Origin of the sequence: Pseudactinotalea sp. Z1732 (genome assembly GCF_049724975.1) — a bacterium.
GTDB lineage: Bacteria > Actinomycetota > Actinomycetes > Actinomycetales > Beutenbergiaceae > CALKWS01.
The window spans coordinates 1-11,356 of the sequence record NZ_JBMPQC010000030.1 but is presented as its reverse complement, the minus strand read 5'-3'; the positions used below and the strand labels follow the sequence as shown (position 1 = coordinate 11,356).

Genomic DNA, 11,356 nt, shown 5'->3' with positions numbered 1-11,356 from the left:
GGACGCCTCGAAGCCCTACGCGGCATCGCCCTAGGGTTCCGCAACTTCGACCACTACGTCCTGCGCTGCCTACTGCACTCCGGCCAACTGGCGACCCGGATCAATGCACTCTAAAACCGGAAGAGCCACTTATTCAGTAGGCCCGATCCACTTGTAGTAGAACCCGCGCCCCCGGCCCGTTGTGCTTGAGGGAGCGAGCACATCTTCGGTTGCTAGGCGTTTGAGGACTCCGCCCACGTTGCTGGGACTGGCACCGACGAGGGAACCCAGTTCAGTACTACTGATCCGTCCACGCGCTTGCGCATAGGAACGGGCGATCTCGGGCCGGGTGGGGAGACCTCGAATATGACCGGCTGTCCGATCATGCGCTGCCAGAGACTCTGCGGCGGCTGGATGCAGTCTCCACACCGCTTCAGTGCCTTCTGGTGTTCCCTTGGCGATGATCAGGAGCGGTCGTCCGTCAATGTTTGCCTGCGAGAGTTTGGAGATGGCGCCGCGTGCTTCTTCGAGTGTCAATTGGATCAGTGGAGCGGCTTGAATCGCGTCGACCCAACCAACGGTTACCAGCCGGCGCAGGAGCAGGAGAGAGTAGACATCCATCGATTCGTTCTTCGGTTCGATCGAACCGAGCCACGCGATCCAGGGTTGGTCCAGCGAGTCACCGACCAGTGAGGCTCGTATGAACGGTCCGCTAATTTCACGGATATCGGGTGGCTGGTGCCCGGCTCTCACCATCTCGCGCACCATTCGGTCTACGCCGATGCCCTCTCGTTCGGCGACCTTCAAGTCGGCCAAGAGTTGGGTAAGAGCAGCGTTTCGCGACTGCGACGGGTGAGTGATGATATTGGATGAGTTGACACCCCCGAAGAAGCCACCTGGGCTCGTGACTCGTAGTGTGCGCCCGATGTGCTCCACGATGGTGGGGGCCGAGGACCCCCATTCCCGGTGCGCGACGCCGTTGACGATAGCTTCACGGGCAGCCAGTTCTGGGATCTCTCGGATCTGCCGTATCACCAGGCCGGCTTGAACGTGCCGGGTTGCGTTGTGGGCATCAGTCGCCAAGAACACTTCAGAGAGTTCTTCGAGTAGAGAGCGACCGCTGCGGTTCACGCGTGTGGCGCTGTCGCCACCGGCATACTCGCGACGGACGTAGTCGAGGCTAGGGCTCTGCCGACCGACGAAGACCAGGACGCCAGCATTGGTAAGCATGCCCTCGCCGGTAACTGCGTTAAGTCGACGCAAGAGTTGACTATCAGTACTACCCGCAACCTGCTCGGCTTCGCTCTCGCCACTGTCGTGCAGGAACTCCCGGGCTAGGTCCAGCGCTTGTGGCCGGGCCGCAGACGCAGGTGTGGTTGATGTGTCTCCGGACCAGTCATAGTTGAGAGTCCGCATGCGACGTGCGTGCCACGTGGCGGCATCAACTTCGACACAATTGTCATTCACTCGCCAATGGATCCGACCACTGATGCGAACCGGTTCGACGGCCGGCGGTGAGATGATGACGAGCAGCCGCTTGCCTTGGACTTCACTCTCGGCGATGTCCACTGTGAGCAGCCGTCCGGTGATCTCATAGATGCGATGCCTGAGCCACTCTGCATCCGTTGCAGCGCCCAGCACGGTGCCGTCGTTGCCTACGCCGACGATGAGCGCACCTCCGCCAGGCGTATTTGCCATGCATGCTGCCTCAGCGGCCAATTGCTGCGCCACTGCCGCGCTTCGTTCCTCGCCCGGGCCGACCTGTCCCGAACGGTCGCGGCGCCCGGTCTCTTCCTTTAGATCCACATGCTTGCGTTCACGTTCCTGGTCGACGGTCTCCCCAGCCGCGATGCGGGCCAGGATGTCGGACACTTCTGCGCGGACCGGGTCCTCACCGAAAGTTATGGCCATGGACCCATCATGGCAGAAGGTCATAATTAACTCACGCCAAAAGTTATGACGAAGTAGCGATGATGCGATAACTCACAACTTTGCTACGGCCCCCGAGGCGCCTCGCACGCGAATGATACTTTTCTTGCCAGTTTGCGGCACCGTGGTGTTTTGCCTTCCAGGTCCGGCCCAGGGATCGACGCGGGCTCCGCGGTCCGGGCGACAGGTGCGCGGTATGCGGTGTCAAGGGCCCTCGCCACGGGTGCTGGGTTCTGGCGGTTGTCGCCGACACCGGGGGGCGGCCGGCCCGTTGGTGGTCTCAGCCGGCGCGGCGCTCGGATCGCTGGCCGCCGGGATCGTGTCGATGGGGGTGCTCTCGGGCGCCGTGATCGCGGCGCTGGGGCGGTGGGTGCCGCGGTGGTCGGTGCACGCCAATGCGCGGACGCGGCGGGAGGCGGGGGTGGAGTGATGAGTGCCGTCGGACTGCCCGCAATCGCCGTCCTGCTCGCGGGCATCAGCCGGTCGCGGACGGGGGCTTGTGAACCGAGTCCCCGGAGCCGCACCGTGACCTAATTGTGACTTATGTTACCGAACCGTGACAATGCGTCGTGGGCGGGTTACGGTCGCGGCACTTCCGAACCTGGAAGTCCGTGGGCGGACGCCGAACTCTGCCACCGTCCGCGGTCCATTAGCCGCCATGGCAGGGGCGGGGGACCCATGAAGACGGGACCGGCGTGCTGGTCCCTGGGGTGAAGTCTGGCCACGGCCAGGCCGGGTGTTTATCCGACCCGAACCCGACAGCTAACCCCGAAGGCAACCGGAGAAAACACCATGACACTACACAGCACCACACGCGCGCGGCACCGAGCCGACGTGCGTCCCACCACCTTCCTCTCCGACCTGCCGGTGGGAAAGGTGGCCCGTCGCGGTACGGCCGGTGTGGCCACCGCGGGCCTGGCCTTCGGGCTGGCGATGCCCGCAGCCAGCGCCGACCCGGACGAGACCTACACCGTGAACGCCGGTGACACCGTCGGCAATATCGCCGCCGAACATGGCGCCAGCATCCAGGGGATCATCGACGCAAACGGCCTTCGCTCCGATGCGCTGATCTTCCCCGGTGACGAACTCACCATCCCCACAGGTTCGGTGACCGCCAGCGCTGGTGGCGCCACCCACACCGTGAGCCGCGGTGACACCGTCGCGGCTATCGCGGCGCGGTACGGCGCCGGCGTCCAGGCGATCATCGACGCCAACGGCCTGGGTGCTGACGCGCTGATCTTCCCCGGTGACGAACTCACCATCCCCGGTGGGTCGGGATCGTCGTCGGGGTCGGCCTCGTCGTCAGGGTCGGTGTCGGGCTCGGGATCGGCGTCAACGTCGGGCTCGGGATCGGCATCCGTGCAACGAGGGGCCGACACGGCCTCCCGTGACGGCCAGCGCTCCGCTGCGCCCTCCCCGCAGGCCAGTGCCTCTGGCAGTGCGATCGTCAACATCGCCCGCCAGTTCGTGGGCACCCCGTACGTGTGGGGTGGATCCACCCCGGCTGGGTTCGACTGCTCCGGGTTCACCTCCTACGTGTACGCCCAGGCCGGCATCAACCTGCCGCGCAACTCCGGGGCCCAGCGCAGCGCCGGCCAGGTGGTCTCCGCCAGCCAGGCCCAGCCCGGGGACCTGGTGTGGTGGCCGGGGCACATCGGTATCTACACCGGCAACGGCAACCACATCGCCGCCCGTAACCCCGGCACCGCGCTGCACGAGAGCAAGATCTGGCGGGCCAACCCGACCTTCATCCGGGTGGCCTGACCGGCTCACGGACTCAACTGCCGCGTGCGAGTCATCGGCCCGCCCCGAACTTCGGGGCGGGCCGATGCGTTTGCGGACCGGGCTGCTCGCCCATGATCAGGCGGCCTCAGCGACGAAGCCAGCACTGGTCGGCTGAGGGGGCGGTTTCAGCCGATTGATGCTGACTTCGGGGGTGGGGTGATGTCGGCGGCCCCTAGGGTCAGGGCTCGTGGGAACTCACTCAGCACGTACAGGCCACGGCCCGCCTCGCACGCCGGCCATGGCACCGCCTGCCGGAGCACCTCAGCGCCGCCGGCGGTCGTGGATCGCCGCGAGCATCGCCGTCGTCCTCGCCGCGGTCCTGGCCGGGTGTGCAGCCCAGCAGGGCGCCCCGGTGAACCCGCCACCGGACCCTCCGGCCGCTCCGTCCTCGGCCGAGGCGGCCGCCGCGCTGACCAGCGAGGACACCGAGGCCTGGCTGGATGGCTTCCTGCCCGCCGCGCTGGAACGTGAGGGCGTGGCCGGGGCAGCGGTCTCGGTGGTCCACGAGGGCGAGGTGGTCACCGAACGTGGCTACGGCTACGCCGACACCGGCTCCGGCTCCGGCTCCGGCTCCGGCTCCGGCGCCGACGACCCTGACTCGGTGCCGCAGCCGGTGGATGCCCAGCGCACGCTGTTCCGGGTCGGCTCGATCAGCAAAGTGGTGGTCGGAATCGCCGTCATGCAACTGGTCGAAGACGGGGCCGTGGGCCTGGATGACCCGGTCGCCGACTACATCGACCTCGACATCCCCACCACCTACGACGAACCGATCACGCTGCGCCACCTGCTGTCCCACACCGCCGGCTTCGAAGAACGCCTGGCCGGTGTCTTCGTCGACCCGGCCGGCGACGTCCCGCCGCTGCGCGAGATGCTGACCGACCCGCCGCGGCAGATCTACGCCCCCGGCACCACGCCGTCGTACTCCAACTACGGCAACGCCCTGGCCGGCTACGTCGTGGAACGCGTGAGCGGGATGGACTTCGCCGACTACGCCGACGAGCACATCTTCACCCCGGCCGGGATGTCCACCGCGACCTTCGCCCAACCGCTGCCCACCGAACTGGCCGAGCAGATGTCCGGCGGCTACCCGCACCTGCGCGCCGAGCCGGCACCCTTCGAACTGATCGGCCTCGCACCCGCTGGGGCGATGAGCGCCACGGCTGCGGACCTGAGCGCCCTCATGCTCACCCTGCTGGCGGGCGAAGTCGGCGACCCCGGCTCCCAGATGCTGTCCCCGGAGTCGCTGCGCACCTTGGCCGAGCCGGCGTTCGGCGCCGTCACCCTCGGCGGGCTGGCCGGCGGGCCGCGCACCGGCCTGGGGTTGTATGAACTGGACCGCAACGGCCAGCGCATCGTAGGCCACGGCGGGGACACCTACGTCTTCCACGCCGAGATGCAGATCTATCCCGAGACCGGCACCGGGATCTACATCGGACTGAACAGTTCAGGCGTGGGTCCGATGTCGACCGCCGTGATCCGCGATCAACTCGTGCACGGGTTCACCGACCGGTACTTCCCCGACACCCGCACCGCTCCGGAGCCGACCGCCACCGCCGGGGAGCACGCGCAGGTGCTCGCCGGGTCCTACATGACCACCCGGGGGGTGCAGAGCAACTTCGTGCGGCTGTACTCCGCGCTCGTACCGGTCACGATCAGCGCGACCGGCGACGGCACCCTCACAATGGACGCGCTGGTGGACGCCTCCGGGTCACCGCGAGTGCTGGCGGAAGTGGAGCCCTGGGTGTGGCAGGAGGTCGGCGGGCAGCAACGCCTGGGCGCCGACGTCGTCGATGGGCAGGTGCGGGTCGTGGGGCTGCACCCGGCGATCGCGCTGGAACCGCTGCCGGCAACGTTGGCGCTGGTGCCGTGGGTGCTGGTGGGGACCTCGGTGGTGCTGGTGGTCGGGCTGCTCGGCCGCCCGGTAGCGGCGCTGGTGCGCCGGCGCTACCGGGGCCGCCTGCAGACCTCGCGAGAGGACCGGTGGCTGCGGCTGGCGTGCACGGTCGGTGCGGCGGTGGCCTTGCTCGCGGTGGGTCTGTGGGCGGTGGTGGCCGCAATGCTGATGGGCTCCGGTAGCGCCCCGGCCCTGCTGATCCGGGTGGCGCAGTTGCTGACCCTGGTGGCGGTGTTGGCGGTGATCCCGGCCGGGATGCGTCTGGTGGGTTCGCTGCGCCGGCGGCGCTGGTGGTCTGCGGGCAGCGCGGCGTTCTTCTCCCTGGCCTTCGCCGGCCTGGGCTACGTGGCGGTGGTGGGCCGGTTGCTGAGCCTGGACATCACATACTGAGGAGTGGTTCTGAAACCGGCTAGACGAACCTCCTATGCCTAGTCTGTTCGCATGCGCGGGACCCACCTCAAAAGGACATCGCTGTCATGGGCAGCGTCCCAGGCTTACAGTCGTGGGAGATCGAGCACGCCATCGCTGACCGAAGTGGAGCGCTGGGATGAGAGTTGCCATTCACACCAGGCTGAAAGCCGGTGCCGAGCAGGCCTACGAGGAGGCACACCGCCAGGTCCCACGAGCGCTGGTAGCGGCGATGCGCCGCACCGGCGTGCACGACTGGCGCATCTGGCGCAGCGGGAGAGACGTGTTCCAGGTCATCCAGTGTGACGACTATGCCGCACTGCTCGGAGCGCTACGCGATCTGCCGGTCAACGTCGCCTGGCAGGAACGGATGGCACAGTTGCAGGAGGTCACCCACGACTACTCCACCGGAGGTGAGGGCGACGGTCTGCCGATGGTGTGGAACCTGAAGGACGCCGAGTGAACGTCGGCTCCGGTGGCAAAGCGCGCGATGAGCAGAGAGGGAGATCATGGTGACAGGTGAAGGTGGATGGTTCACACACGACCGTTTCGGGCTCTTCGTGCATTTCGGGCTCTACAGCGGCCTGGCTCGCCACGAGTGGGTGATGACGCGCGAGCGCACCCCGGCGCAGGAGTACGAGAAGAACGCTGAGTTCTTCGACCCTGACCGGTTCGATGCCAAGGCGATCGCGAGAGCGGCCAAGGACGCCGGCATGCGCTATGCGGTCCTGACTGCCAAGCATCACGAGGGCTTCGCCCTATGGGACTCGGCACTGTCCGATTACAACTCGATGGCAACGGCCGGCCGGGACCTGGTCCGCGAGTTCGTCGAGGCCGTCCGTGCCGAAGGGCTGCGGGTCGGTCTGTACTTCTCGGTGATCGACTGGCACCACCCGGACTTCACTATCGACTACCACCACCCCCTGCGGGATCTGCCCGACGCCCGGGAGCGGAACAAGACCCGGGATATGAACCGCTACCGGGAGTACCTGCACGGTCAGGCGCGGGAGGTGCTGACCAACTACGGGCGGCTGGACTACTTGTTCTACGACTTCACCTACCCCGAGGCGCGGGACGGCTGGGAAGGCAAGGGCCCCGGGGACTGGGACGCCGAGGCCCTCCTGGCGATGACACGCGAGTTGCAGCCCGGGATCGTCGTCAACGACCGCCTCGGCATCCCAGGGGATCTGGTGACTCCCGAGCAGTACCAACCCGACGCTCCGATGCGCCGCAACGGCGAGGAAGTGGTTTGGGAAGCGTGCCAGACGCTCAACGGCACCTGGGGGTACCACCGGGACAACCTCGACTTCAAACCCCCCGACCTCCTGGTCCGCATGCTCGTGGACACCGTCTCCAAGAACGGCAACCTGCTGCTGAACATCGGGCCGGACGGTCGCGGTGCGATTCCGCCACGCGATGACGAGCGGCTGACCGCTGTCGGACGCTGGATGGACCTGCATGCCCGGGCTGTCATCGGTGCCGGTGCCACGCAGATCCCTGCACCGCCCGGCACGGTGCTGACCCGCCGGGAGGACCGGCTCTATCTGCACCTTCTGGTCTGGCCGTTCGGGCACCTGCACCTGCGCGACATGGCCGACAAGGTCCGCTACGCGCGCTTCCTGCACGACGGCTCGGAGGTGCAGCGCAGCCGAATCGAACCCGGGCAGCAAGCCTGGAACACCACCCCCGGCGGTCAGCCACCCGGAACCCTCACGCTGCATCTGCCCGTCCAACGCCCGCAGGTCGAGGTTCCGGTGATCGAACTCATCCTGGAGGCCCAGGGCTGATCCCCCACCCACCAAGTAAGAACCGAGCGAACAGCAGTAGGGGACCGGCAAGTCGGCCATGGCGGTCGATGGGACCTGGAAAGCGGTCTCCTCAGGTTCCCAGCGGTCCGAGCGCAGCGCATCGCGAACCTGCACCACACCTGCACACCGATGTCCCGTGACCTGGAAAGTCGCCCTCTACGATGAACGCCATGGCCGACAAGTCCAACCGTTCGCGCAGCAGGCTGGCGCTCATCATCGCGCTGTCGCTGGTGGCGCTGCTGATCGCCGTGCCCGTCGTCGCGTTCTTCGTGATGCAGAACCGCATCGATGACCGCATCGAACGCTTCGAAGACCCCTTCGCCGGGCGGGAGGACCGCGACTCCGCTGAGGGCGACGAGTCCGACGACGACGAGGATGACGCCGATGCGGACTCCGACGTCGATGACCCGGTGAACATCCTGGTGCTCGGATCGGACTCGCGGATCTCCGCCGGGGACCCCAGCCAGTGGGAGGCCGGCGGGCAGCGCACCGATGCGATCATGATCGCCCAGGTCTCCGGGGACCGGGAGTCGATGACGTTCATGTCCATCCCGCGCGACTCCTGGGTGCCGATCCCCGGCCACCCCGACGCCAAGATCAACGCCGCGTTCTCCTGGGGCGGGCCCTCCCTGATGATCGAGACGGTGGAAGACCTCACCGGCATCACCCTGGACCACATCATGGTCACCGATTTCGAGTCCTTCCAGGCCATCACCGACGAGCTCGGCGGGGTGGAGCTCACCCTCACCGAACCCCTGCGCAGCGGCGGCACCGACCTGCCCGCCGGCACCCACCGGCTCAATGGGTCCCAGGCCCTGGACTACACCCGCCAGCGCCACGGCCTCTCCGGCGGGGACCTCTCCCGGATGCAACGTCAGCAGAACTGGATGCGCGCGATGATGGTCTCGGCGTTTAACCGGGAGGTGCTCACCAACCCCGGGCGGTTGAACGACCTGCTCATCGTGGTCGCCGAGAACGTGGCGGTGGATGAGCACTTCCAGATCTCCCACATGCGCAACCTGGCCCTGTCGATGCGCAACATCCGCCCCGGGGACGTCAACTTCATCTCCGCCCCGGTCACCGGGCTGGGCCGATCCCCGGACGGGGCCCAGTCCATCGTGCAACTGGACTTCGAGGCCCTGGACCAGGTGTCCCAGGCCTTCATCGAGGACCGCGCCGCGGAGTTCGTCGCCGAGAACGAGGACCTGGTCCAACTCGGCGACCTCGTGGAGTAGCCGCAACCGCCACCGGGCCACCTGGCCCGGCCCACCCGAAGGGAGCCGAGGTGCGCATCGCTGTGCTGGGTGCCTCCGGCTTCGTCGGTTCGGCAGTGTGCGCCGCCGCCCGCCACGCCGGCCACCACGTCATCGAGGTCCCGGCACCCCGGCCGACCACCGCGGCCCGCGGCACCGAGGCGGTACTCGCCCAGGCGATGATGACCGACGACGACGCAGCCACTCTGGCCGATCGCCTCACCGAGGCGCAGGTGGTGATCAACGCCGCCGGCCTGGCCACCCCCGGGGCCGGGATGACCGACGCCTTGGTGGGCGCCAACGCTTTGCTGCCCGGCGTCGTCGTCCGCGCCGCTGCGCTGGCCGGGGCAGAGCGGGTGGTGCACGTCTCCTCGGCCGCGGTCCACGGGGAGGCCACGGTGCTGGACACCGCCGCCCAGCCCCGACCGGCATCACCGTACGGGTGGTCCAAACTGTGGGGCGAGCAGGTGGCGTCCGCTGCCGACCTCCAGTCGTCGCCCATGCCCGGCGCGGGACAGTCCGAGCGCGGCGCGGGGCAGCCTGACCACGGCGCGGGACAGCCCGATCGCGGCCCGCGGCATGGCGATCACGGGGCACCCGGCCCCACGGTGGTGATCTACCGCCCCACCTCCGTGCACGGCCCCGGCCGCAGCGTGACCGACCAGGTCCGCCGGCTCGCCCGCTCCCCACTGTCCTGCGTGGCGGCACCGGGGGATGATCCCACCCCACAGGTCACGGTGGAGCAGGTCGCTGCCCACACGCTGCACCTGGCCACGGCGCCCGAGGTTCCCACCGGCCCGGTGATCCATCCCTGGGAAGGGTGGACCACGTCGTCGTTCCTGCAGCACCTGGGCGACGGCAGACGCCCGCGGCACATCCCACGCCCCCTGGCCCGCGCGGCGCTCGCGGTAGCCAAGACCGCCGGCCGTCTGCACCCCCGCGCGCGCGCCAACGCTCGCCGCCTGGAGATGCTCTGGTTCGGCCAGCGGCATAAACCAACCTAGTCGGACGGTTGGGCCTCGCTGTCGCGTGAAGGGGAGTGGTCCAGTGCCCAGAGCGCGATTCGCAAGTCACTCAGCCCTTCGTGGGTGAACGGGTCCTTGTCGGTGATGTCATGAACCTGCCTCAACCGGTACCGGACCGTGTTCACGTGCAGATACTCGCGCTTGGCTGTGGTCTGGGGTGAACCATCGGCTGCAATGAACTGCCGCAACGTGGACAGTAGTTGGCTCCCGCCCCGGGCTCCCTGAATCGGAACGATCACGTGGTCGATGAAGGGTCTGAGCCGCCGACTCGGCAGTTGGGCAAGCAGGGCGTCCAGGGTGGTCAACTCCTCCGCTCCCACGACGAGCCCACGCCGCCACGCGATCCGCGCCGCAATGCGGGCTTCATTCACGGCACGACCAACACTGCGAACCTGCACGGGTGCGCTAACCCCGCAGGCGAGACTGAGCTGCGCTGCGTGTTCTCGAACAGGGAGGTCATGCGGGGTCACCGCGAGTGTCACGTCCCCTACTTCACCGATGAGTGCCGGTACGAGCGTGCGCTCCAACCGTTCCCGCACACCTGGTGGCCATGCCGAGACCACGACGGCCTGATCCCCCCGCACCACTGGCCGGAGATCCAGCAGCACAGCACCGGGCTCGGCCAACCCGTCCGCTATCAGAGTGAGTAGGTGCCCCACGTGCAGACTTCGTGCGTGGGCGGCGCCGTGGGAACTCCCGGAGAGATTGGCGAGACGACTCTCGAGGACGATCTCGTTGATCTGCGAGAAGGAGACCCCGAACGGAACCGTCACCAAGGGCACCGTGAAGTCCCGGCAGGCCCGGACCAAGCCGTCGGGGACCTCGAGGTGAACTTCGCCGAGGCCGAGGCAGATTCCACTAGGTCCAGCGTCCGCAACAGCCTGGACGAACCTGAAACACGAATCGGCATCGTGGAGGGCGCTACCGAGCGTGCAGACCAGCGAGGCCGCCCGCACGTGCGGGCGGGGGTCGAGCATCTCCGTCGGATGAGCCCAGGAGATGGGTGCCGTCCCAGGGGATGGTGTGCCCGGCACCGGCTTCATCAGCAGGTCGGGGTGGTCGATGAGGTCCCTCAGGGGCGTACCCTCCTGGGTCTCTTCCACGACGAACCTCCTTGGCCCGCCATCCGCGACGGCACTCAGTACGTAGGTGAGGCAACGGTTGTATCTTCCTACAACTACCGGCGTCGATGCGGTGGATAGCACCTAAGCTTGCGAAGAAGTGTGCTCCCGATGACACGTCGTGCCCCAGACTCTCCAGTGAGATTCGACTGCA

Annotated in this window: 9 protein-coding genes and 1 riboswitch; of the genes, 7 read left to right on the top strand and 2 right to left on the bottom strand. The window is 67.7% G+C overall.

Features of this window, described 5'->3' with window-relative positions:
* Positions 1-129 precede the first annotated feature (129 nt).
* Positions 130-1,890, bottom strand: a complete 1,761-nt coding sequence (locus ACPL7H_RS19140; protein WP_424798325.1) for an ATP-binding protein — start codon at positions 1,888-1,890, stop codon at positions 130-132.
* A 289-nt stretch (positions 1,891-2,179) separates the two neighbouring features.
* Here ACPL7H_RS19140 and ACPL7H_RS19135 point away from each other — a divergent pair, with 289 nt between their 5' ends.
* The 7 genes from ACPL7H_RS19135 (at position 2,180) to ACPL7H_RS19105 (ending at position 10,060) form a co-directional block, all read left to right on the top strand.
* Positions 2,180-2,338 carry a hypothetical protein gene (locus ACPL7H_RS19135; protein WP_424798324.1) on the top strand — a complete coding sequence of 53 codons (159 nt, stop codon included), beginning with the start codon at positions 2,180-2,182 and terminating at the stop codon, positions 2,336-2,338.
* Positions 2,339-2,549: 211 nt separating this feature from the next.
* Positions 2,550-2,699: riboswitch (cyclic di-AMP (ydaO/yuaA leader) on the top strand.
* A 1-nt stretch (position 2,700) separates the two neighbouring features.
* The gene (locus ACPL7H_RS19130; protein ID WP_424798323.1) at positions 2,701-3,672 is read left to right on the top strand and encodes a LysM peptidoglycan-binding domain-containing protein; all 972 of its coding nucleotides are present in this window, start codon (positions 2,701-2,703) and stop codon (positions 3,670-3,672) included.
* Positions 3,673-3,931: 259 nt separating this feature from the next.
* The gene (locus ACPL7H_RS19125; RefSeq protein WP_424798322.1) at positions 3,932-5,977 is read left to right on the top strand and encodes a serine hydrolase domain-containing protein; all 2,046 of its coding nucleotides are present in this window, start codon (positions 3,932-3,934) and stop codon (positions 5,975-5,977) included.
* A 157-nt stretch (positions 5,978-6,134) separates the two neighbouring features.
* Complete coding sequence (locus ACPL7H_RS19120; protein ID WP_424798321.1) at positions 6,135-6,458, top strand: L-rhamnose mutarotase; 324 nt, start codon at positions 6,135-6,137, stop codon at positions 6,456-6,458.
* A 46-nt stretch (positions 6,459-6,504) separates the two neighbouring features.
* Positions 6,505-7,782, top strand: coding sequence for an alpha-L-fucosidase (locus ACPL7H_RS19115; RefSeq protein ID WP_424798320.1), 1,278 nt, complete (start codon positions 6,505-6,507; stop codon positions 7,780-7,782).
* A 191-nt stretch (positions 7,783-7,973) separates the two neighbouring features.
* Positions 7,974-9,038 (top strand): LCP family protein, encoded by a 1,065-nt coding sequence (locus tag ACPL7H_RS19110; RefSeq protein WP_424798319.1) that lies wholly within the window; start codon positions 7,974-7,976, stop codon positions 9,036-9,038.
* A gap of 50 nt (positions 9,039-9,088) precedes the next feature.
* Entirely contained in the window at positions 9,089-10,060 is a 972-nt protein-coding gene (locus tag ACPL7H_RS19105) for an NAD-dependent epimerase/dehydratase family protein (protein ID WP_424798318.1), read from the top strand.
* Here the strand turns inward: ACPL7H_RS19105 and ACPL7H_RS19100 are convergent.
* Positions 10,057-11,124 (bottom strand): PucR family transcriptional regulator ligand-binding domain-containing protein, encoded by a 1,068-nt coding sequence (locus ACPL7H_RS19100; protein WP_424798326.1) that lies wholly within the window; start codon positions 11,122-11,124, stop codon positions 10,057-10,059. The genes ACPL7H_RS19105 and ACPL7H_RS19100 overlap by 4 nt on opposite strands.
* Positions 11,125-11,356: the final 232 nt, after the last annotated feature.

Coding starts and splice junctions, on each gene's coding strand:
- ACPL7H_RS19120 (WP_424798321.1), top strand. CDS start 6,135: ATGAGAGTTGCCATTCACACCAGGCTGAAAGCCGGTGCCGAGCAGGCC.
- ACPL7H_RS19125 (WP_424798322.1), top strand. CDS start 3,932: ATGGCACCGCCTGCCGGAGCACCTCAGCGCCGCCGGCGGTCGTGGATC.
- ACPL7H_RS19110 (WP_424798319.1), top strand. CDS start 7,974: ATGGCCGACAAGTCCAACCGTTCGCGCAGCAGGCTGGCGCTCATCATC.
- ACPL7H_RS19140 (WP_424798325.1), bottom strand. CDS start 1,890: ATGGCCATAACTTTCGGTGAGGACCCGGTCCGCGCAGAAGTGTCCGAC.
- ACPL7H_RS19115 (WP_424798320.1), top strand. CDS start 6,505: ATGGTGACAGGTGAAGGTGGATGGTTCACACACGACCGTTTCGGGCTC.
- ACPL7H_RS19130 (WP_424798323.1), top strand. CDS start 2,701: ATGACACTACACAGCACCACACGCGCGCGGCACCGAGCCGACGTGCGT.
- ACPL7H_RS19100 (WP_424798326.1), bottom strand. CDS start 11,124: ATGAAGCCGGTGCCGGGCACACCATCCCCTGGGACGGCACCCATCTCC.